At 67.9% G+C, this 20,959-nt stretch carries 19 protein-coding genes; 8 read left to right on the top strand and 11 right to left on the bottom strand.

Going from position 1 to position 20,959, the window contains the following annotated elements:
- Window positions 1–10 precede the first annotated feature (10 nt).
- Entirely contained in the window at window positions 11–832 is an 822-nt protein-coding gene (locus tag G6N59_RS09100) for a dienelactone hydrolase family protein (RefSeq protein WP_138231860.1), read from the top strand.
- Between the two features lie 28 nt (window positions 833–860).
- Window positions 861–1,946, top strand: coding sequence for an adenosine deaminase (locus tag G6N59_RS09095; RefSeq protein WP_138231859.1), 1,086 nt, complete (start codon window positions 861–863; stop codon window positions 1,944–1,946).
- Here the strand turns inward: G6N59_RS09095 and G6N59_RS09090 are convergent.
- The 7 genes from G6N59_RS09090 to G6N59_RS09060 all read right to left on the bottom strand — a co-directional run bounded on the left by G6N59_RS09090 (window position 1,925) and on the right by G6N59_RS09060 (window position 9,338).
- Complete coding sequence (locus tag G6N59_RS09090) at window positions 1,925–4,888, bottom strand: MMPL/RND family transporter (RefSeq protein WP_138231858.1); 2,964 nt, start codon at window positions 4,886–4,888, stop codon at window positions 1,925–1,927. The genes G6N59_RS09095 and G6N59_RS09090 overlap by 22 nt on opposite strands.
- Window positions 4,885–5,319, bottom strand: coding sequence for an MmpS family transport accessory protein (locus tag G6N59_RS09085; protein WP_163911149.1), 435 nt, complete (start codon window positions 5,317–5,319; stop codon window positions 4,885–4,887). Before G6N59_RS09085 ends, G6N59_RS09090 begins: the two co-directional genes overlap by 4 nt.
- A 229-nt stretch (window positions 5,320–5,548) precedes the next feature.
- The gene (locus G6N59_RS09080; protein WP_138231857.1) at window positions 5,549–6,388 is read right to left on the bottom strand and encodes an alpha/beta fold hydrolase; all 840 of its coding nucleotides are present in this window, start codon (window positions 6,386–6,388) and stop codon (window positions 5,549–5,551) included.
- A gap of 44 nt (window positions 6,389–6,432) precedes the next feature.
- Window positions 6,433–7,722, bottom strand: a complete 1,290-nt coding sequence (gene satS, locus G6N59_RS09075; RefSeq protein ID WP_138231856.1) for a protein export chaperone SatS — start codon at window positions 7,720–7,722, stop codon at window positions 6,433–6,435.
- 10 nt (window positions 7,723–7,732) lie between these two features.
- Window positions 7,733–7,939: a hypothetical protein gene (locus tag G6N59_RS09070; protein ID WP_138231855.1), complete on the bottom strand. Its 207-nt coding sequence runs from the start codon at window positions 7,937–7,939 to the stop codon at window positions 7,733–7,735.
- On the bottom strand, window positions 7,936–9,036 hold the full coding sequence (locus tag G6N59_RS09065; RefSeq protein WP_138231854.1) for a C40 family peptidase: 1,101 nt from the start codon (window positions 9,034–9,036) through the stop codon (window positions 7,936–7,938). Before G6N59_RS09065 ends, G6N59_RS09070 begins: the two co-directional genes overlap by 4 nt.
- The gene (locus G6N59_RS09060; RefSeq protein ID WP_163911146.1) at window positions 9,036–9,338 is read right to left on the bottom strand and encodes a type VII secretion target; all 303 of its coding nucleotides are present in this window, start codon (window positions 9,336–9,338) and stop codon (window positions 9,036–9,038) included. The genes G6N59_RS09065 and G6N59_RS09060 overlap by 1 nt, the downstream gene beginning before the upstream one ends.
- A 50-nt stretch (window positions 9,339–9,388) precedes the next feature.
- Between G6N59_RS09060 and upp the strand changes: the two genes are divergently transcribed.
- Window positions 9,389–10,012, top strand: a complete 624-nt coding sequence (gene upp, locus G6N59_RS09055; RefSeq protein WP_138231852.1) for a uracil phosphoribosyltransferase — start codon at window positions 9,389–9,391, stop codon at window positions 10,010–10,012.
- A 132-nt stretch (window positions 10,013–10,144) separates the two neighbouring features.
- Here upp and G6N59_RS09050 read toward each other — a convergent pair whose 3' ends face one another.
- Together G6N59_RS09050 and G6N59_RS09045 are read right to left on the bottom strand one after the other, a co-directional pair.
- A complete protein-coding gene (locus tag G6N59_RS09050) occupies window positions 10,145–11,653 on the bottom strand; it encodes a phospho-sugar mutase (protein ID WP_138231851.1) in 1,509 nt (502 codons plus the stop codon).
- Window positions 11,654–11,657: 4 nt separating this feature from the next.
- On the bottom strand, window positions 11,658–12,464 hold the full coding sequence (locus tag G6N59_RS09045) for a purine-nucleoside phosphorylase (protein WP_138231850.1): 807 nt from the start codon (window positions 12,462–12,464) through the stop codon (window positions 11,658–11,660).
- Between the two features lie 86 nt (window positions 12,465–12,550).
- On the opposite strand from G6N59_RS09045, the gene G6N59_RS09040 reads away from it, so the two are divergent.
- A complete protein-coding gene (locus G6N59_RS09040) occupies window positions 12,551–13,762 on the top strand; it encodes a M20 family metallopeptidase (protein WP_138231916.1) in 1,212 nt (403 codons plus the stop codon).
- Window positions 13,759–14,928: a M20 family metallopeptidase gene (locus G6N59_RS09035; RefSeq protein WP_138231849.1), complete on the top strand. Its 1,170-nt coding sequence runs from the start codon at window positions 13,759–13,761 to the stop codon at window positions 14,926–14,928. Before G6N59_RS09040 ends, G6N59_RS09035 begins: the two co-directional genes overlap by 4 nt.
- Window positions 14,929–14,986: 58 nt before the next feature.
- On the opposite strand, the gene G6N59_RS09030 is transcribed toward G6N59_RS09035, so the two are convergent.
- Together G6N59_RS09030 and G6N59_RS09025 are read right to left on the bottom strand one after the other, a co-directional pair.
- Window positions 14,987–15,874, bottom strand: a complete 888-nt coding sequence (locus tag G6N59_RS09030; RefSeq protein ID WP_138231848.1) for a type IV toxin-antitoxin system AbiEi family antitoxin — start codon at window positions 15,872–15,874, stop codon at window positions 14,987–14,989.
- Between the two features lie 196 nt (window positions 15,875–16,070).
- Window positions 16,071–16,538, bottom strand: a complete 468-nt coding sequence (locus G6N59_RS09025) for a gamma-glutamylcyclotransferase family protein (RefSeq protein ID WP_029105535.1) — start codon at window positions 16,536–16,538, stop codon at window positions 16,071–16,073.
- A gap of 60 nt (window positions 16,539–16,598) precedes the next feature.
- On the opposite strand from G6N59_RS09025, the gene G6N59_RS09020 reads away from it, so the two are divergent.
- The 3 genes from G6N59_RS09020 to G6N59_RS09010 all read left to right on the top strand — a co-directional run bounded on the left by G6N59_RS09020 (window position 16,599) and on the right by G6N59_RS09010 (window position 20,731).
- Window positions 16,599–18,014 carry an NAD(P)H-quinone dehydrogenase gene (locus G6N59_RS09020; protein WP_138231847.1) on the top strand — a complete coding sequence of 472 codons (1,416 nt, stop codon included), beginning with the start codon at window positions 16,599–16,601 and terminating at the stop codon, window positions 18,012–18,014.
- 90 nt (window positions 18,015–18,104) lie between these two features.
- Window positions 18,105–19,862: a glycerol-3-phosphate dehydrogenase/oxidase gene (locus tag G6N59_RS09015; protein WP_138231846.1), complete on the top strand. Its 1,758-nt coding sequence runs from the start codon at window positions 18,105–18,107 to the stop codon at window positions 19,860–19,862.
- Window positions 19,859–20,731 (top strand): pseudouridine synthase, encoded by an 873-nt coding sequence (locus G6N59_RS09010; protein ID WP_138231845.1) that lies wholly within the window; start codon window positions 19,859–19,861, stop codon window positions 20,729–20,731. Before G6N59_RS09015 ends, G6N59_RS09010 begins: the two co-directional genes overlap by 4 nt.
- The last annotated feature ends 228 nt before the right edge of the window (window positions 20,732–20,959 follow it).

Genomic DNA, 20,959 nt, shown 5'->3' with positions numbered 1-20,959 from the left:
GGTCATGCGCATGGCTGACGACGCTCTGCTCGACTTCGAACGCTCCGAGTTCACCTACGACGGCACGACCCGCACCGTATTTCGTCGCGGCAGCGGCCCGGCCGTCATCGTGATCGCCGAAATCCCGGGCATCACGCCCAAGGTTCTCGACTTCGCCCGCAAGGTTGCCGACCTGGGTTGTACCGCCGTACTGCCGCACCTTTTCGGCATCCCGGGCCTCGACCCCAACGCCAGCAACCTGGCCGCGCTCAAAGGCATGGCGTCAGTGGTGCCGTCGTGCATCAGCAAGGAGTTCACGATCCTCGCCACCGGCAAGACGTCGCCGGTGGTGGACTGGCTGCGCGCACTGGCGCGCGCCGAACACGAACGCTGCGGCGGCCCCGGCGTCGGCGCGATCGGCATGTGCTTCACCGGCGGCTACGCCCTGGCGATGGCCACCGACGACGTCATCCTGGCCCCGGTGCTGTCTCAGCCCTCGATGCCCGTGGGGCTGACCGCCAAACAGCGCCGCAACATCGACATCTCGCCGGCCGACCTGGAGGTCGTCAAAGGCCGGTGTGCCCGTGGGCTCAACGTCATCGGGATGCGGTTCAAGAGCGACAAGCTGGTCCCGGCGGAGCGTTTCGAGTTCCTGCGCGAACAGCTCGGTGATGCCTTCATCGCCGTCGAACTCGAGGACGCCGACGCCAACCCCGACGCCCGCCTGCCACCGCACTCGGTGGTCACCGAGCATCTGATCGACGAGCCGGGCCAGCCCACCCGAGTCGCATTGGACCAGGTGCTGGAACTCTTCCGGACACGGCTGTTGCCGGCGGCGGAACCGGCGGGCTAAAAACCGCCATCCGGCGCAAGATGGACGCATGACCACCCTGACGCTGGATCAGATCAAGCAGGCACCGAAAGCGCTGTTGCACGATCACCTGGACGGCGGCCTACGCCCCGCGACGGTGGTGGAGTTGGCCGAGCAGAGCGGCTACGGCGACCTCCCCACCATGGACGTCGGTGAACTGGCGATGTGGTTCCGCACCCAGGCGCACAGCGGGTCACTCGTCCGCTATCTGGAGCCGTTCGCGCACACCGTCGGCGTCATGCAGACGACCGATGCGCTGTACCGCGTCGCGTACGAATGCGTCGAGGATCTGGCCGCCGACAACGTGGTCTACGCCGAGGTCCGGTTCGCGCCCGAGCTGCACATCGACGGCGGTCTCGTATTGGACGAGGTCGTCGACGCAGTGCTGGCCGGGTTCGCCGACGGGGAGAAGGCCGCGGCCGCTGCCGGACAGGCGACGACGGTCCGGTGTCTGGTCACCGCCATGCGGCACGCCGCTCGGTCCCGCGAGATCGCCGAGTTGGCCATCCGGTTCCGCGACCTGGGTGTGGTCGGGTTCGACATCGCCGGCGCGGAGGCCGGTTACCCCCCGACCCGCCACCTCGATGCCTTCGAGTACATGCGGGGCAACAACGCGCGTTTCACGATTCACGCCGGTGAGGCCTTCGGGCTGCCGTCGATCCACGAGGCCATCGCCTTCTGCGGCGCCGACCGGCTGGGGCACGGCGTGCGCATCGTCGACGACATCGAGGAAGGGCCCGACGGTGCCTTCCGGCTCGGCCGGGTGGCGAACATCGTGCGGGACAAGCGAATTCCACTGGAGATGTGCCCGAGCAGCAACGTGCAGACCGGCGCCGCGGCGAGCATCGCCGAGCATCCGTTCGACCAGTTGGCGCGGCTCCGCTTCCGCGTCACCGTGAACACCGACAACCGCCTGATGAGCGACACCACCATGACCCAGGAGATGGCGCACCTGGTGAACGAGTTCGGCTACGGCTGGACCGACCTGCAGCGGTTCACCATCAACGCCATGAAGTCGGCCTTCATCCCGTTCGACGAGCGGCTCGCGATCATCGACGACGTCATCAAACCGCGCTACGCCGTGCTGGTCGGGTAGCTGTCGGTCGGGGCGTCATCCTCGGAACCCGAGTGCCGCCCGGCCGCCACCCCCGCGGTCGCGGGTTGCTGTTGCTGCGGCTGCTGGAACGCCTTGGGCACGAACTTCTCGGTGTTGTACTTGCCCCGCGGGTGCACCACCTGCGGCCACCAGAACCAGCGGCCGAGCAGCACTGCGATGGACGGCATCAGCAGTGACCGCACGATGAAGGTGTCGATCAGCAGACCGATGGCGATGGTCGAGCCCATCTGAGCCAGCACGATCAGCTTGCTGGCCATCATGCCGGCCATGGTGGCCGCGAACACCAGTCCGGCTGACGTGACGACACCGCCGGTGCCGGCCATGGACCGGATGATGCCGGTCTTCAGTCCGTCATGGATCTCGTCCTTGAACCGGGAGACCAGCAGCAGGTTGTAGTCCGAACCGACCGCCAACAGGATGATGACCGACATCAGCATGACGAGCCACTGCACCTGGATGCCGAACAGGTCCTGCCACAGCAGCACCGAGATGCCGAAGGACGCGGCGATGGAGCTGCCCGCCGTGCCGACGATCGTCAGCGCCGCGACGGCGCTGCGGGTCAGGATGAGCATGATCATGAAGATCAGCGTCAGCGAGGACACGACGGCGATCATCAGGTCGTAGCGTGCGCCGTCCGCCATGTCCTTGTAGGTCGCCGCGACGCCGCCGAGGTAGATCTTGGCGTCCGACAGCGACGACATCTTCAAGGCCTCTTGTGCGGCCTTGCGTTCGGACTCCACCCGGGCGATGCCGTCGACGGTCGCCGGGTCGCTCTGGTGGGTGATGAACATGCGTGCCGACTTGCCGTCCGGCGACATGAACATCTTCAGCCCGCGCTGGAAGTCCGGGTTCTGGAAGGCCTCGGGCGGCAGGTAGAACAGGTCGTCGTTCTTGGCGCCGTCGAAGGCGGCGCCCATCGCCAGTGCGGTGTCGTTCATCGCCTGCATCTGGTCGATTAGCGCCTTCTGCGAGTTGTACGACGCCAGCGACAAGTCCCGGCTCGTCTTCATCGACGCGATGGTCTGGGGGAGCAGCGCCGTCAGCTTCGGCGCCAGATCGGAGAGCTTGTCGGTGTTGACCTGGACATCTGCGGTTCGGTCGGTCAGTTCATCGATGCCGTCCAGGGAGTCGAACACCGACCGGATCGCCGCGCACATCGGGATGTCGAAGCAGTGCGGTTCCCAGTAGAAGTAGTTGCGCATCGGCCGGAACTGGTCGTCGAAGTTCGCGATGTTGTCGCGCATCTGCTCGGTCACCTTGAGCAGCTCCTGGGACTTGCGGTCCGAGTCCTGGGTCAGCCTGGTCTGTTCGAGGGACAGCGCGTACTGCTTCTCCAGGATGTCGATCGAGACGTTGGTCGCGTCGATCATCCTCAGCTGGTCTTCCAGTTGCTTGCGCTGGAACGGCAGGTTCATGTTGCTGGTCTGGCCCGAGATGCTCGTCTGGAACGGAATCGAGCTGTGCTGTATGGGGATTCCGAGCGGTCGGGTGATGCTCTGCACCATCGCGATGCCCTCGGTGTGCATCACGTTGCTCGCGATCTTGTTCAGCACCAGCATGTCGGCGGGATTGCGCATGTCGTGGCTGGACTCGACCATCAGGATGTCGGGGTTCATCCGGGCCTGGGTGAAGTGCCGGTCGGCGGCCGCGAAGCCGATGTTGACCTTGGCGTCCGCGGGCAGGTAGTAGCGGTCGTTGTAGGCGGGCTTGTAGCCGGGGATGGCCACGATCCCGATCAGCACGACGAAGAGGCTGGCCACCAGAATCGGTGCGGGCCAACGAACCACGGACGTGCCGATGCGGCGCCAGAACCTGCTCTGCGGGGGCCGCTTGGATTCGTACATCCCGACCCGGCTGCCGAGGTACAGGACGGCGGGGCCTACCGTGACCGAGATCGCCACCACCACGAGCATGCCGATCGCGACCGGAGCGCCCATGGTGGTGAAGTAGGGCAGGCGGCAGAAGCTCAGGCAGTACGTCGCGCCGGCGATGGTCAGCCCGGAACCCACGATCACGGGCGCGACGGACGTGAAGGTGGCGTAGTACGAGTCGTCCCGGTCCAGGCCCATGCCGCGGTCTTCGCGGTACCGGCCGAAGATGAAGATGCCGTAGTCGGTTGCGGCGGCGATCGCCAACATGGTCAGGATGTTGCCCGCGAAGGTGGTCAAGCCGAACACATCGTGGGTCGCCAGCACCGAAACCACACCGCGCGCGGTCAGCAGCGCCAGGAACGTCAAGAACAGCTGGACCAGCGTGGTCCTGACCGAGCGGTAGACCACGAGCAGCATGCCCGCGATCGCGGCGAGGGTAATCAGGGTGATCATCACCAGGCTCGCGTTGCCGATGACGTGCAGATCGTCGGTCAGGGCGGCGGGCCCGGCGACGTACGCCTGCACGCCCGGCGGGGCTTTCGTCTCCTCGATGACCTTGCGGACCGCATCCACGCCTTCGTTGGCAAGCGTCATGCCCTGTTCGCCGGCGAGATTGAGCATCACGTACGACGCCTTGCCGTCGGCGCTCTGGGCTCCGGCCGCCGTCAGCGTGTCGCCCCAGAAATCCTGGATGTGCTGGATGTGCTCGGGATCGCGCTGCAGTTTGCGGATGATCTCGTCGTAGTACGCGTGGGCGTCCGGGCCCAGCGGTTCCTTGCCCTCGACGACGACCATGATGGTGCTGTTGGAGTTGAACTCCTTGAAGTTGGCGCCCATCAACTTCATCGCGTGCATCGACGGGGCGTCTTCGGGCGCCATCGGTGCGGCGTGCAGCTCGCCGACGACTTCGAGCGGAGGCGCGATCACGTTCACCAGTACGGCGATCGCGATCCAGAACAGGATGATCGGCACCGACAGGATGCGCAGCGCATGGGCGAACTTGGGCCGCTTGTCTGCTGTCTTGTGTTGTGTCTCAAGCGTTTCGGTCATGCGGACTTCACCAGGCAGTAGGTCTGGGCGTTGACGCCATTTGCGGATTGTTCCTCACGGACGGTGCCGTTGACGGTGACGCGGCAACCGATGTGGTCGCTGCTCTGCTCACCGTCGCTGCGGGCCATCAGGTTCGCGCTGACGGTGGGCAAGGTGGTGGACAGGGTGACGGACCAGGGCAGCGGGGCGCTGACGGAGTGCACGTTGGCGTCGGGATCGAAGTAGCTGATCTCGGCCGAACTTCCGGGCGGTCCATAGACCTCGTACACCAGGACCTTGGGGTTGAACTGGACGATCTCGATGCCCGCACCGGCATGGGCGTTGAGGTTCTCCGACCCGAACTTCGTGTGCAGGCGGGACACCACGAGACCCGACACCGCCAGCACGACCACCAGAAGAAGCGGTATCCAGACCTTCTTCAGCAGCCCCATCGACCCCTGCTTCAATCGTCGACCCGTCGACACCGACCGCACCCGACCACCTTCCGCTCAACTCGCTGACCGACCCCGACGATCAAGCTGCTGCCATCGCCTGCCATTGGCAGGCGGCTCCGCTTACTCAGCGGATTCTTGGGAAATTCTTACGCCTTGCTAACTAATTTTGCAACGCGATTTCTTAGCTGTTGGAACCGGGGTCGGGTTATCGCAGGTGAAGGCGGTTTCAGTCGGACAGAGCGGCCCGCAGCGCGTCGGCGAACCCGGCGGGCGAGGCCATGAACCCACCGTGATCGCCCGGGAAGACGACGGGCTCGACGCCCAGCAGGCGGCACAGTGCCAGCGAGGTGCCGTGGGTGATGAGGTGCTCGGATTCGGCGCCGATGCCTACCACGATCCGGGCTGCTTTCAGCGCCTCGGCGTCCGGCACATACGTTGTGGTGCACAGTAATTCATGGTTGAAGAACCGGGACAGGTCGGCGAGCTGCTTGGCCATCTCGCTCGATGCGGGCGGCGGTCCCGGCGGAACGGGCGCGCCCTCCTCGGACTGGTCGAAGCCTGCCGTGGCCATGAACTTCGCCATCGCTGCGCCGGGCCCGTCGCTGTGGAAGGTGGCGATGATGTCCCGCGTCGCCGCGCGTTGTTTGGCGGCTTCCGACGCGGGCAGCAGCTCCAATAGCGGCGGTTCGTGCGCGACCAGCGTGCGCACCCAGCCGGGGTACTTGGCAGCCAGTGCCAGGCCGGTCACCGCGCCGCCACTGGAACCGAACACGTCGGCCGGACCGGCGCCCAGGTCGTCGAGGATCGCGGCGACATCGTCGGCGCGGAGTTCCGGTGTGGAGTCCTGCGCGGGATCATCGATGGGGCTGGCACCGAGGCCGCGGGGGTCGTACGTCACGACGGTGTGGTCGACGGCCAGGGCGTCGGCCACCGAGGCGAACTCGGACGCCGTCATCGGCGAACCGATGACGGCGAGCACCGGCCCGCGGCCGCGCACCTCGTAGTGCAGGGTGGCGCCGGGGACGGCGAGACGACGGACGATGGGCTGGGCGCTGGTCTGGGTCATGCCAGTGCAGACCCGGCCGGCCGCCTCAACTCATCGCGCGCGCGTTATTCCTGGCGCAGGCGTGACTCGACGAAGCGCTCCAGCGTCTCCCACTGGGCGACGGCCTCGGCGTATGGCTTCGACGGGGCGCCGACGGTCTCGGGCTCCAGCACATGACCGACGAACTTGCCCAGCGGCTGGCTGGTGGTCAGGTACTTGTCGGCGGTGCCGTCATCGGCGTAGTCACACACGTCGCGGACGAACTCGACCGCCAGGTCCAGCTGTTCGCGGTCGACGGCGTCGGGGCCGTCGGAGATGTCGTCCGACAGGCCGCTGAGCACGTAGACGTTGTCCTCGGTGACGCGGATCTGCAACGAGCCGTCGGTGGCCGCGGTGCGGATGTCGCTGTAGGCCTCGAAGCTGGACAGGTCGCTCTCGTGCTCGTCGGCCAGGTAGCGGGCCAGGGCGCGCTCCGAGCCGAACACGCTGATGCGGCCGTTGCGGCCGAGGAACCGCGGCTGGTCGTTGTAGTAGCAGCGCAGCGTGTAGAAGGTGCCGCCCTTGGTCATGATGCGGATCGGGTCGATGCCGACGCGCTCCCAGAAGTCCTCGTCGCCGCCGAGCAGCTGGCGCTCGGCCTGTGCGGTGAGGGCCGCCTCCTCGGAGTCGGTGTCCACCTCGTCCTCGATGACCGCGTCGTCGGAGTCTTCGGCCGCAGCCTCGGCCTCGTCGAGTTCGTCTTCCTCGGGCTCCGGCGCGGGCTCGTCGAGCTCTGCCTGGGCCTTCTCCGCGGCCTTGGCGTCGACCTCGGGGGTGGTCACCAGCGCGTCGATGGCGTCGAGCACATGGTCCCAGCTGCGGCCGACGGCGGCCTCGATGTCGGCCCAGCGCTTGCGGCCGGCCCGGCCCGAGTAGGCCTCGGCCCCGCCGCCGAGCGTCGAGAGCACGGGGTTGCCGTTGAAGAACTTCGCCACCGCGATCAGGTCGCACACCGAGCCGAGCGCGCCAACCACCTGGAGCGTTCGCCGCAGTGCGGTGACGGACTCCTCGGTGGGCTTCTCGGCGACCAGTTCCGGCACGCCGACCAGGTCGTGCAGGTGGCTCTCGTCCGGGTTCAGACGGTGGGCGTTGGCCTCGCCGAGCGCCTTCCACTTCGGGTGGTCGGCGAGGTCGTTGTCGGTGTTGGTGCGCACGAAAGCGGCCAGGTCAGCGACGGATTCGAAGGCGTAGAGGTCTTCCTCGTGGCCGAGGAACGCTTCCCACTCGTCGTCCGCGTCGCGCCACAGCGGCGCCCACAGGGTGTACAGATCGCCTTTGGTCAACCCGAGCCGAACCGGCACGATGTCAGCAGCCATGCGGCACAGCCTATCGGCGTTCGGGTTGGCCGACGCTGGGGGCATCGGGTCGCCGGGTGGCGGGCGGGCCGTGTTGGTGCAGATCGTCGCGCAGGTGCTGGAGCGCCGCGGTGATATCGGCGGCGTCCGCTCTCGACAGGTCGGCCGCCGCACGCCTCAGCCTCGCCAACGCCGCGCGGGCGCGGGCCATCGTGTCGTCGTATTCGGTACTTGTCATGCGGTGGGGCGGAAGAAGCCGTGGAAACCCTGATTCAGGTTGGTGGTTCGGATCGGGGACAGCTGAACCGGGTCGCCCGCTTCCACCATGAGGCCGTTGCCGACGATCATCGCGACGTGGCCGTCCCACACCGCGAGGTCTCCGGGGCGTAGCGAGCCGCGGTCGACGGTGGCGCCGATGTCCTGCTCCTGCGCCAGCCGCGGTAGGTCGAGGCCGGCCTCGCGATACGCCCACTGCGTCAGGCCGCTGCAGTCCAGCCCGACGCCGGGTGTCGTCCCGCCCCACACGTACGGCACACCCAATTGGGTGAGGGCGTGCCGCACCGCGTCGGCCGCGACCTTGTTGGGTGCGGTGGCGGTGCTGCCGTCGGGCAGCGTGACGGCTTCGCCGGCGCCGAATTTTTCCGGGTCGGGCGGTCGGCGGTGGGTGAGGGCGGCCTGCGCGGCGTGGGCAGCGGGTGCCGCGAGTCCGCTCGCCCAATTGGCGCCAAGGCCGGGAGCTGTACCCGGGCTCGGCAGGCCCATGCCCGGCCCGGGTCCGGTGGCCGATCCAGTGCCCAATCCGCTTGTCGGCCAGGGGGATCCGTGGGTCTGCGACGGAGGCGCTCCCGCTGCCGCGGTGACCTGCTCGGCTTGGCCGGCGAGTTCGGCGTGCAGCTCGTCGACCACGGCGATGGCCTCGTCGAGAGCACGGCTGGCTTCGTCGATGAGTGCCGCGGCGTCGGCGGGAGATTCGAGAGTGGCTTCGAGCTCGGCGGCTCTGGTCTCGAAATTGCGCAGGATGGTGTCGAGACGTTTGCGGGCCCGTGCCACTGCGGCGGCGGCGCGTTCGGTGTGGGTGCTGAGTTGCCCGGCGGTCATCGCCATCGCCACGATGGCCGTGACGGCCGCGTTCGCGAACTGGCCCGCACTGCCCGCTGCGGCGCCGGTCCACTGCCCTTGCGCCTGCTGCCACGCGCCGTCGGCAGCGGCGGCCACGTCGTCCAGCCCGGACTGCACCGCGCGCAGGGCATCGGATGGATCAGTTCCGCCGGTACCGACCAAAGCCTGCACCTCCCGGATCGGCGCCGCGAGGGCAGTTGTCAACGAGCCGGTCATCACCAGGCTCCGATCCGGCCGCCGGCGCTGTGGTCCGCGTCGGTGAAGCCGGCGGCGGTGCCGAGGGCCGTGGCACTGCCGATGTCGAGGTGCGCGCTGAGCCGGTGCGCCATCTGGGCCTGGTGGTACGTCGCTCGTGCCAGGGCGGCGGCGAAGGTCGCGCCGACCGGGCCGAACACGTCGAACTGTTGTGTGAGGGCCGTCAGGGTCGCGGCATGCGTGGCCAGTTCGGTGCTGTGACCGCGGTAGTGCGTGGCCAGGGCGTGCAGGGCCGACGGGTCCACGGTCAGGTTTCGGGTCATGTGGATAAGACGGCCGCCGGCCCCGTTCGGTTCCATTAATCTTGGCGCCCATGGACGTCCGGGTCGTCGACCACCCCCTGGCCGCCGCGCGGCTGACCACCTTGCGCGACGAGAGCACCGACAACGCGGGGTTTCGGGCTGCGCTGCGCGACCTGACGCTGATGCTGGTCTACGAGGCCACCCGCACCCTGGCCTGTGAGGAGACACCGGTCCAGACCCCGGTGGCGGCTACCACGGGGTCGCGGCTGTCGAACCCACCTTTGTTGGTGCCGGTGCTGCGCGCCGGTCTGGGCATGGTCGACCAGGCGCACGCGTTGATCCCGGAGGCGCAGGTCGGCTTCGTCGGCATGGCCCGTGACGAGACGACCCATCAACCGACGCCGTACCTGGAGTCGCTGCCGGCAGATCTGAGCGGCCGGCCGGTCATGGTGCTGGACCCGATGCTGGCCACCGGTGGGTCCCTGGCGCACACCCTGCGCCTGCTTCTCGACCGCGGGGCGGACGACATCACCGCCGTGTGCGTGGTGTGTGCTCCCGACGGAATTGCCTTGGTGGAGAAGGTGGTTCCGTCGTTGAAGTTGGTCACCGCGACCATCGACGAGAGCCTAAATGCCGACGCGTACATCGTGCCGGGTCTGGGCGATGCGGGGGACCGGCAGTTCGGTCCGCGCTGACGATGGCATGGGGCGTGTCGCTTGCGTCGGCGTGTCGTCTGCTCCTGCAACACTTGCGATCTGGAGCCGTCAGCATCTGCTGACAATGTCAACACACGCTGACGGGTTCCGGCGCGAAGGTGTCAGGGACACTCAGGACGGGGCCAGGAGGCCGGCTACCGCGTCCCGGATACTCGCCAGTGCTGACTCGGCGATGGTCCGGTTGGCCGTCACATCGGCGGCCGGCGGCCTGCTGATTTCGACGTAGCCCTTGATTTTTGGCTCGGTACCCGACGGACGCACCGCGACCCGCAGGCCCTCGCCGGTGCAGATCAGGGCGTCGGTGCGCCGTTGCCCCCGGAGTTGGGCCAGGTCCTGCGTGCGGACCGGGATACCCGCGATCTGGGTCGGCGGTTCGGCCCGCAGGCGGGCCATCACCGCGTCGGCGTCGGTGTGCACCGAAACCGCGCCGGTGACGTGGACGCCGTATTTCGCGGCGAGGGAGTCCAGGCGATCCTCGACCGTCTGGCCTTGATTCCGTAGTGCCACAACCAGATCGCAGAACACCACCGCGGCGCTGATGCCGTCTTTGTCACGCACTGCGTCGGGGTCGACGCAGTGCCCGATGGCCTCCTCATAGGCGTAGCGCAGGGTGGCGCCCGGAATGTCGTTGTCAGCGCGGGCCAGCCACTTGAAGCCGGTGAGGGTTTCGACGTGGTGGGCGCCGTAGTCGGCAGCGATCGTGGCGAGCAGCTGTGACGAGACGAGTGAGCTGGCGACGACGGCGTCTCTGGCTTCGTCCGGGTGCAGGCGCGACAACAGGTAATCGCCCAGTAGCCAACCGGTTTCGTTGCCGGACAGCATGCGCCAGCCACTAGCGGTCGGGATGCCCACGGCACAGCGGTCCGCATCGGGGTCGAGGGCGACCGCGACTTCGGCGCCGATCTCGGCGGCCAATGCCAGCAGCAGGTCGGTGGCGCCGGGTTCCTCGGGATTCGGGAACGTCACGGTGGGGAAATCCGGATCGGGGTCGAACTGTGTTGCCACCGTGTGGATATCGGCGATGCCGGCGCGGTTCAGTACCTCCACCGCGAGTGCGCCACCGACTCCGTGCATCGCGGTCAGCGCCACCCGGACGTCGCCTTCGGTCGTGCGCAGGGCCCCGGTGTGCCGCGCGTACTGTTCGACGAGCGTCTCGTCGGCAGGTGACACGGGCTGCCGGGCGATGTCGGTCGGTGCCTGGCGCATCGCGGTCTCGATGTCCCGATCGGTCGGCGGGACGATCTGGATTCCGCCGTTGAAGTACACCTTGTAGCCGTTGTCGGCCGGCGGATTGTGCGACGCCGTGATCTGCACGCCGGCAACGGCATTGAGATGTCGCACCGCATAGGCGACGACGGGTGTCGGCGCCGGGTGGGGGAGCAGCACGACGGAAAAGCCCTGGGCCGCAAAGATTTCTGCCGTCACTGTGGCGAATTCGTCGGAGTGGTGTCGCGCGTCGCGACCGACCACGACCGTCGAGCCACCCCGGGGACGGTCCTTGAGCACCTGGGCCACCGCCCACGTCGCGCGACTGACGGTGGTCACGTTCATGGCGTCGAGGCCCTCACGCATGGGGCCGCGGAGGCCGGCGGTGCCGAAGGTCAGGGGTGCAGAAGCCACGGGGTCACATCCGCAGGAGTAACTCGGCCAGCAGCGTCCCCATTCGGGTCGCGGACTGGCGTCCCGCTTCCAGCACCTCGGCGTGGCTGAGTGGCTCGCCCGTCATACCGGCCGCCAGATTGGTCACCATCGAAATGCCGAGCACCTCGGCCCCGCCGGCGCGCGCCGCGATGGTCTCGTGCACCGTCGACATGCCGACCAGATCGGCACCGAGGGTCCGCAGCATCCGGATCTCGGCGGGCGTCTCGTAATGCGGGCCGGGCAACCCGGCGTACACGCCTTCGGCCAGCGATGGGTCGACCGCGCGGGCCAGCCCCCGCAGCCGCGGCGAGTAGGCGTCGACCAGGTCGACGAACTGCGCACCGACCAGAGGCGAGCGGGCCGTCAGGTTCAGGTGGTCGCTGATCAGCACCGGCTGGCCCACCGAGTACTCCTCGCGCAGGCCGCCCGCCGCGTTGGTGAGCACCACAGTTTGTGCGCCCGCTGCGATGGCGGTGCGCACGGGATGGACGACATGGCGCAGGTCATGGCCTTCGTAGGCGTGGATGCGACCCAGCATGACCAGCACTCTCCGGCTGCCGACCTGCAGCGCCAGCACCTGCCCGCCGTGTCCGGACGCGGTCGGCGGGGAGAATCCGGGGAGGTCACCCATCGCGATGGCGGCTGAGGGCTCGCCCAGCGCGGCGGCGGCCGGGGCCCAGCCCGAACCGAGCACGACGGCCACGTCAAAGCCGGCGATTCCGGTGCGGTCACGGATGGCGGCGGCGGCTTCAGCGGCCGCGAAGTCAGGGGTGGCCTGCGGATCGGTCACGGCGTCCACCTTAGGTCTATCCCGTCGCTTCGCTCGCCCCGACAGTTGCCAGCTGCGGCCAAACGGGCCGGTGCGATACTTCCATGATGCTCACGGGAGACGCACTGCAGACGGTGACCGATGCCGTCGCGCGTCACCGCGCCGATCTGATCGAGCTGTCGCACTCGATTCACGCCGAGCCGGAACTGGCTTTCGCGGAGCACCGCAGCTGTGCCAAGACCCAGGCGCTCGTGGCCGAACGTGGCTTCCAGGTCACCACGGCCGCCGGCGGTCTGGACACCGCGTTCCGTGCCGACTACGGCAGCGGCGATCTGGTGATCGGCATCTGTGCCGAGTACGACGCGTTGCCCGGCATCGGACATGCCTGCGGGCACAACATCATTGCCGCGTCGGCGGTCGGGACGGCGCTGGCGCTGGCCGAGGTCGCCGACCAACTCGGCATCACCGTGGCGCTCATCGGTACCCCGGCCGAAGAGGCCGGCGGTGGAAAAGCGTTGCTGCTGAACGCCGGTGTGTTCGACGACGTCGCGGCGTCGGTGATGCTGCACCCCGGCCCGGTCGACATCGCGGGCGCCCGCTCACTGGCGCTGTCCGAGGTGTCGGTGGCCTACCGCGGGCGCGAGTCGCACGCCGCCGTCGCCCCGTACCTGGGCATCAATGCCGCCGACGCGGTGACGGTCGCTCAGGTGGCGATCGGGCTGCTGCGTCAGCAGCTGGCACCCGGTCAGATGATGCACGGCATCGTCACCGACGGCGGTCAGGCGCCGAATGTGATTCCGGCGCATGCGGAATTGCTGTACACGATGCGCGCCACCGACTCGGCGTCCCTGGACGTGCTGGAAGTTCGGATGTTCTCCTGCTTTGCGGCCGGCGCCTTGGCGACGGGCTGCACGCATGAGGTGACCGAGGTGTCACCGCGATACGATGCGCTGACTCCCGACCCGTGGTTGACGACGGTGTTCAGGGCCGAGATGGAGCGGCTGGGCCGCACTCCGCTCCCGGTGGATTTGGAAGTGTCTGTCCCCCTTGGTAGTACCGACATGGGTAACGTCACGCGGGTGATGCCGGGTATCCATCCGGTGGTCGGGATCGAGGCCAACGGGGCGTCGATCCACCAGCCCGAGTTCACCGCGGCGGCGGCGGGGCCGAGTGCGGATGAGGCCGTCACCGAGGGCGCAACCATGTTGGCGCGCACCGTGGTTGCGTTGGCGCAGGACCCTGACGAGCGGGCTCGGGTTATGCAGAAGATGGCGGACCGGGCAGCGGTTGAGCGACAAGTGAAGGCAGGGCGCGGATGACCCTCTCGGACCACGCCGAGCGCTGGCTGGCCACGAACTACGGTGACCTGGTCGGGTGGCGGCGGCATCTGCACGCCAACCCGGAGTTGGGCCGGCAGGAGTTCGAGACCACCAAGTTCGTCGCGACGCGGCTGGCCGAGGCCGGTTTGAACCCGAAGATTCTGCCCGGCGGCACTGGCTTGACCTGTGATTTCGGCCCCGAGGACCGGCCGCGGATCGCCCTGCGCGCCGACATGGACGCGCTGCCGATGGACGAGCGAACCGGTCTGCCGTTCGCCTCGACGGTCCCCAACGTGGCACACGCCTGCGGACACGACGGCCATACGGCGGTGCTCCTGGGCGCCGGGCTGGCTCTCGCGTCGGCGCCGACGCTGCCGGTTGGTGTGCGCCTGGTGTTCCAGGCCGCCGAGGAACTGATGCCTGGCGGCGCGCTGGATGCGATCTCCGCTGGTGTGCTGGCCGGGGTATCGAGAATCTTTGCGCTGCACTGTGATCCACGGCTGGAGGTGGGTAAGGTCGCCACCATTCCAGGACCCATCACGTCGGCGGCCGATCAGATGGAGATCACCCTGCATTCGCCGGGTGGGCACACGTCCCGCCCGCACCTCACGGGTGACCTGGTCTACGCGCTCGGCACGCTGATCACAGGGGTGCCCGGCATCCTGTCCCGTCGCGTGGACCCGCGGCACAGCACCGTGATGGTGTGGGGCGCGGTCAATGCCGGGTTCGCGTCGAACGCCATTCCGCAGACCGGAACCCTGGCCGGGACCATCCGCACCGCCAGTCGCGACGCCTGGGTGGAGATGGAATCGATTGTCCGCGAAATTGTTTCGTCACTGCTGGCGCCGCTCAACGTCGATCACACGGTGCTGTACCGGCGCGGCGTGCCACCGGTGGTCAATGAGGAACTGTCGACGCGGATCATGACCCACGCCATCGAGGCGCTGGGTCCGGAAGCACTGGCCGACACCAAGCAATCCGGTGGCGGCGAAGACTTCTCCTGGTACCTGGAAGAGGTGCCGGGTGCCATGGCCCGGCTCGGCGTCTGGCCGGGCGTCGGACCGCAACTCGACCTCCACCAGCCGAACTTCGACCTCGACGAACGCGCCCTCGGCGTCGGCGTCCGGGTGCTGGTCAACATCGTCGAGCAGGCCGCTGCCTTCTAACCGCGAGCGTGCGTGTTTGCGTGCGACACGCCGCATTTCGCGTGCATTCTGGGCACTGTCACGCGGCCCGCGCGTGACGCAACTGCATGGCAATCCGGGACACCAGATCGTCGGGCCGTCGCCGGACGTCCTCGAAGACGATCGGCACCACAGTCCACTGGATGTCCATCAGTGCTGACGTTCGGTTCCGGTTGGCCAGCATCGCATCAGCGCCACTGTGCCAATCCATTCCGTCGTACTCCGCTGCCACCCGGTGGTCGGGCCAGGCAAAGTCGAGGCGCCGCAGTTGCCCACGACCGTCAATGAGTTCGTATTGGAGTTCCGGCGCGGGCAGGCCACCGTCGATCATCACGAGCCGCGCTTCGCTCTCCATCGGAGACTCGGCGCGTGCATCTGCCAGCGGCAGCAATTCACGCACTGCGACGATGCCTCGACGACCAGCTTGCCTCGTCACAGCCCGTGACAGTTCGACCCGGTCGCACGTGCCCGACCGCAACGCCGCATCCAAGGTGGCCAGCGACCGCGGCCGACGTAGCGAGCGGGCGACCTCGATGGCGGTCCATGCTGCGGTGGTGGCCGGCCGGCCGCAGACCTCTGCCATCGGCGCGCCGTCGCGGCGATGCACCACCAACCCGTCCGCGTTCCGTAATTGGTGATGCGGGGGATTGAGGACGTGCAGGTCCTTCGGGTTCTCGGTGTCGAAGCCGTAAAGCGCCGCCGCGGTGCCGAGGCAGACGGGAACAACGGCACCGGCGGAGTGGTCGAGTCCGCGTAGCCGGGTCCAGTCATCAGGCTCGCCGCGTGAATAGATTCCCTGCCAGATGCGTTGCAGCGCTCCGGTTCTCAGATCCTCGTTGAACTCCCGCCGGGACTGCCGAGTCAGAATCTGGCTACTGGTGGCCACGCCGTCTTGGATAGCCAGCAAGACGTCGACGTCGGCATTCATAGTCGCGATCTTGAGGCCACTCGACCCGCCGCCGACACTGGTCGGGGGTCATCTGTGGATGAATCGCGAACTGTTGATAACTGGCGGTGTCGATTTCGTCGCGCTCATCAACGGTGGGCGCGACGAAAATGCACGCAAATGACGGCGTGTCGGCGACAGACACGCACGCTCGCGGGTAGGGGGTGGCGCGCAGCTCCTACGGCCCGATGTTGCGGGACGGGCGGGTGCGGAGGTGGTGGACGTAGTCGGCGGGGGCACCGGCGATCTCGGCGGCCTCAGCCATGACCCCGAGGTACCGGGCCGAGGGCAGCCCGCCCTCCCAGGCGTCGACCACATACAGCCAGGCGAGCACCGGTTCGGTCGAGGTGTCCGACGACACCCGGTGCACCCGGCACCGGATTTTCTTGTGGATCCCGAGCTCGGAGCCTTCCCAGCGATCCAGGCGTTCCTCGTCCTCGCGGGTCATGTCGTAGAGCACGACGAAGACCTTCGAGAGCGGATCCTCGACCAGCGTCGCCAGCGCGCCCTCCCAGCCGATGTCGGCGCCGGCGAACGTCAGCCGCCAGCCGTGCAGCCACCCGGTGGCCGCCATCGGAGAATGCGGGGCCCGCTGAAGCATCTGCTCCGGATGCATGTTCGATCCGTAAGCGGCGTAGAGCGGCACTCGGCAAGCCTACGGCTTGTTGTCGGGCGTCGGGCACCCAACTCAGGGTTAGATGTAGCCGTGGTTACCCGCATCGTGATCATCGGCGGCGGTCCCGCCGGGTATGAGGCAGCCCTGGTTGCCGCCGGTTATGGCCCTGAGGCAACTGAGGTGACGGTCATCGACCGCGACGGTATCGGTGGTGCGTGCGTGCTCTGGGACTGTGTGCCGTCCAAGACGTTCATCGCTTCCAGCGGCGTGCGAACCGAGCTGCGCAGGGCCGACGGGCTGGGCTTCGACATCAAGATCGAGGACGCCAAGATCTCGTTGTCGCAGATCAACAACCGGGTCAAGACGCTGGCGCGCAGTCAGTCGGTCGACATCGGCGGTCAGCTGCTGCGTGCCGGGGTCAATGTGGTGGCCGGCTGCGGTGAGCTGGTCGACAGCATCCCCGGTATGGCCCATCACCGGGTCAAGGTCACGACGCCCGACGGCCGAACCGGAGTTCTCAAGGCTGACGTCGTGCTGATCGCCACCGGCGCGAGCCCTCGGGTGCTGCCCAACGCCAAGCCCGACGGTGAGCGCATCCTGAACTGGCGGCAGCTGTACGACCTGACCGACCTGCCCGAGCACCTGGTCATCGTGGGTTCCGGTGTCACCGGTGCCGAGTTCTGCAACGCCTACACAGAACTCGGCGTCAAGGTCACGGTGGTGGCCAGCCGCGACCAGATCCTGCCGCACGAAGACTCTGATGCCGCCGCGGTGCTCGAGGAGGTGTTCTCCGAGCGCGGTGTGACGTTGGTCAAGAACGCCCGCGCCGATTCGGTGGTCCGTACCGATACCGGCGTCAAGGTGAGCCTGGCCGACGGCCGCGTCGTGGAGGGCAGCCACGCGTTGATGAGCATCGGGTCGGTGCCCAACACGTCGGGCCTCGGACTGGAGAAGGTCGGCATCGAGCTCGGCCCCGGGAATTATCTGAGCGTCGACCGCGTGTCGCGCACGAAGGCGTCGGGCATCTACGCGGCGGGCGACTGCACCGGCCTGCTGCCGCTGGCCTCGGTGGCCGCCATGCAGGGCCGCATCGCGATGTATCACGCACTGGGTGAAGGGGTTTCGCCGATCAAGCTGCGGACTGTCGCCGCCGCGGTGTTCACTCGGCCGGAGATCGCCGCGGTCGGGGTGCCGCAGTCGGCGATCGATGCCGGTACCGTCCCGGCCCGCACCCTGATGCTTCCCTTGAACACCAATGCGCGGGCCAAGATGTCATTGCTCGAGCACGGCTTCGTGAAAATCTTCTGTCGCCCGGCCACCGGCGTGGTGATCGGCGGTGTGGTGGTCGCGCCGATCGCCTCCGAGCTGATCCTGCCGATCGCGCTGGCGGTGCAGAACCGGATCTCGGTGACCGATCTGGCCCAGACCTTGTCGGTCTATCCGTCGCTGTCCGGCTCGATCATCGAGACGGCCCGCCGGCTCATGGCTCACGACGATCTGGACTGACGCACGAGCAGGGCTGACGCACGAGCAGGGCTGACCACGTAGGCTCGGTCAGGCAACGCCTACCGACGAGTAACCACGAGGAGTTCCGCCGTGAGTGACCCGATTCCCGGACCGGGTAATGGGCAGACCCTGCTGAACCGCGCGCAGCGCGAGACCGCCTGGAACCGGCTGGGCGCCGAGCAGTTCGACGTCATCGTGATCGGCGGCGGCGTCGTCGGGGCCGGTGCGGCGCTGGATGCGGCGACGCGCGGGCTGAAGGTCGCACTCGTCGAGGCGCGCGACTTCGCCTCGGGCACGTCCAGCCGGAGCAGCAAGATGTTCCACGGCGGCCTTCGCTACCTGGAGCAGCTCGAGTTCGGCCTGGTGCGGGAGGCGCTGTACGAACGCGAACTGTCGTTGACCACTTTGGCGCCCCACCTGGTGAAGCCGCTGCCGTTCCTGTTCCCGCTGACCAAACGGATCTGGGAGCGCCCCTACATTGCCGCGGGCATCTTCCTGTACGACCAGCTGGGCGGCGCCAAGTCGGTGCCCGCGCAGAAACACCTCCTCAAGGCCGGGGCGCTGCGGCTGGCTCCCGGGCTCAAGCGCAGTTCATTGATCGGCGCGATCCGGTACTACGACACCGTCGTCGACGACGCACGGCACACCATGACCGTCGCCCGCACCGCGGCGCACTACGGAGCCGTCGTCCGCACCTCGACGCAAGTCGTGGCGCTGCTCCGCGAAGGCGACCGGGTCACCGGCGTGCGGGTCCGCGACTCGGAGACCGGTGCGGTGACCGAGGTGTGCGGCCACGTGGTGGTCAACGCCACCGGGGTGTGGACCGACGAGATTCAGGCGTTGTCGAAGGAGCGCGGCCGGTTCCGGGTCCGCGCCTCCAAGGGCGTGCACATCGTCGTGCCGCGGGACCGCATCGTCAGCGAGGTGGCGATCATCCTGCGCACCGAGAAGTCGGTGCTCTTCGTGATCCCGTGGGGCACCCACTGGATCATCGGCACCACGGACACCGATTGGAACTTGGACCTGGCGCACCCGGCGGCGACGAAGGCCGACATCGACTACATCCTCGGGCACGTCAACAAGGTGCTGGCCACCCCGCTCAACCATGACGACATCGACGGTGTCTACGCGGGCCTGCGCCCGCTGCTGGCCGGGGAGAGCGAGGAGACCTCCAAACTGTCCCGCGAGCACGCGGTCGCGGTGCCGTCTCCGGGCCTGGTGGCCATCGCGGGCGGCAAGTACACCACCTACCGGGTCATGGGCGAGGACGCCATCGATGCGGCCAGTGAGTTCGTGCCGACCCGGGTGGCGCCGTCGATCACCGAGAAGGTGCCGCTGCTCGGGGCCGACGGCTATTTCGCGTTGATCAACCAGACCGAACACGTCGGCCAGCACTACGGCCTGCATCCCTACCGGGTGCGCCACCTGCTGGACCGCTACGGCTCGCTGATCGGCGAGGTACTGGACATGGCGCACAAGAATGCCGCAGTCCGGCCTGACCTCTTAGAACCCATCACCGAGGCGCCGGTGTATCTGAAGGTCGAGGCCTGGTACGCGGCCGCGGCAGAGGGTGCGCTGCACCTCGAGGACATCCTGGCCCGCCGCATGCGGATCTCCATCGAGTACCAGCACCGCGGTGTGGACTGCGCCCGTGAGGTCGCGGAAGTTGTTGCACCCGTGCTGGGTTGGAGCGCCGAGGACGTCGACCGGGAGGTGGCGACCTACCTGGCGCGGGTGGAAGCCGAGGTGCTGTCGCAGACGCAGCCCGACGACGAATCGGCAGATGCGTTGCGGGCGGCGGCTCCCGAAGCTCGGTCGGAGATCCTCGAGCCGGTGCCGCTCGATTGAGCCTGCCCGCCCGTCCCGGCTACGAGGGGATAGGACCTTCTCGTCTGCGGGTGCACGGCGGGCCGGTGCTGGCCGAGCTGCATTCTCGGTTCGGCGCCGACGCGGCCGCGAAAGTGCTTGCCGGCGAGGTGGTTTGCGCTGACGGGTCCGTGGTCACGGAGGTGACCGAGCTGCCGGCCGGGGCGTTCATCTATTGGTACCGGGATCTGCCCGATGAGGTCGTGGTCCCGTTTGACATGCCGGTGCTGTACCGCGACGAGAACATCGTCGTGGTGGACAAGCCGCATTTCCTGGCCACCATGCCCCGCGGCGGACATGTGGTGCAGACGGCCCTGGTGCGGATGCGGCGGGCCTTGGGGTTGTGGGAGCTCTCGCCGGCCCACCGGCTGGACCGGCTGACCGCCGGGGTTCTGGTGTTCACCGCACGACGCGAGGTGCGCGGGGCGTATCAGACGATGTTCGCCTCGGGTGCGGCGGCCAAGACGTATCTGGCGCGGTCGTCGGCCGGGACACCGGCCGAGCTGGTCGAGCCGGTCGAGCTGCGCAACCGAATTGTGAAGCGACGGGGGTCTTTACAGGCTGTCGTGGAGCCGGGTGAGGTGAATGCGGTGACGTTGGTAGAGCCGCTGGGGGACGGGCTGTTCCGATTGACGCCGTCGACGGGCCGTACCCACCAGTTACGCGTGCACATGAACTCGCTGGGACTGCCGATCGACGGTGATCCCTTGTACCCCAGGGTGCTTGACGTGGCGCTTGGAGATTTCTCGACGCCGCTGCAGCTGCTGGCGCACCGGCTCGCATTCACCGATCCGGTGACCGGGGAGGAGCGGGAGTTCGTCAGTTCGAGGACGATCGGCGGTCGGCCTTAGCTCTGGGCACCGCGACTTCCTGGGTCAGGGCTCTGTTCACATAACTCGCGTCGGCAGCCGTCAGCTTTCCCTGACCGTCAACGAAAGTTGACGTCTCCAAACCGCAAGTGTCGCAACAGAGCCGACACGCCGCACCGATCTCGCCGCGGCACTCCGAGCCGCCGCGGCATCCTGATGCCCGCTCGTCGGTGCGGGTCTGTTGGCCTCCGCACCGCCTATGTTCTACTG

The organism is Mycolicibacterium aubagnense, assembly GCF_010730955.1.
In the GTDB taxonomy this organism is placed as follows: Bacteria; Actinomycetota; Actinomycetes; order Mycobacteriales; family Mycobacteriaceae; genus Mycobacterium; species Mycobacterium aubagnense.
The sequence above is the reverse complement of the archived record's forward strand: the minus strand, read 5'-3'. Positions and strand labels throughout refer to the sequence as shown.

What these genes read in the sequence shown, in the direction of transcription:
- G6N59_RS09100 (WP_138231860.1), top strand. Translation starts at nt 11, where the DNA reads ATGGCTGACGACGCTCTGCTCGACTTCGAACGCTCCGAGTTCACCTAC.
- G6N59_RS09095 (WP_138231859.1), top strand. Translation starts at nt 861, where the DNA reads ATGACCACCCTGACGCTGGATCAGATCAAGCAGGCACCGAAAGCGCTG.
- G6N59_RS09090 (WP_138231858.1), bottom strand. Translation starts at nt 4,888, where the DNA reads ATGACCGAAACGCTTGAGACACAACACAAGACAGCAGACAAGCGGCCC.
- G6N59_RS09085 (WP_163911149.1), bottom strand. Translation starts at nt 5,319, where the DNA reads ATGGGGCTGCTGAAGAAGGTCTGGATACCGCTTCTTCTGGTGGTCGTG.
- G6N59_RS09080 (WP_138231857.1), bottom strand. Translation starts at nt 6,388, where the DNA reads ATGACCCAGACCAGCGCCCAGCCCATCGTCCGTCGTCTCGCCGTCCCC.
- satS (WP_138231856.1), bottom strand. Translation starts at nt 7,722, where the DNA reads ATGGCTGCTGACATCGTGCCGGTTCGGCTCGGGTTGACCAAAGGCGAT.
- G6N59_RS09070 (WP_138231855.1), bottom strand. Translation starts at nt 7,939, where the DNA reads ATGACAAGTACCGAATACGACGACACGATGGCCCGCGCCCGCGCGGCG.
- G6N59_RS09065 (WP_138231854.1), bottom strand. Translation starts at nt 9,036, where the DNA reads ATGACCGGCTCGTTGACAACTGCCCTCGCGGCGCCGATCCGGGAGGTG.
- G6N59_RS09060 (WP_163911146.1), bottom strand. Translation starts at nt 9,338, where the DNA reads ATGACCCGAAACCTGACCGTGGACCCGTCGGCCCTGCACGCCCTGGCC.
- upp (WP_138231852.1), top strand. Translation starts at nt 9,389, where the DNA reads ATGGACGTCCGGGTCGTCGACCACCCCCTGGCCGCCGCGCGGCTGACC.
- G6N59_RS09040 (WP_138231916.1), top strand. Translation starts at nt 12,551, where the DNA reads ATGCTCACGGGAGACGCACTGCAGACGGTGACCGATGCCGTCGCGCGT.
- G6N59_RS09035 (WP_138231849.1), top strand. Translation starts at nt 13,759, where the DNA reads ATGACCCTCTCGGACCACGCCGAGCGCTGGCTGGCCACGAACTACGGT.
- G6N59_RS09030 (WP_138231848.1), bottom strand. Translation starts at nt 15,874, where the DNA reads ATGAATGCCGACGTCGACGTCTTGCTGGCTATCCAAGACGGCGTGGCC.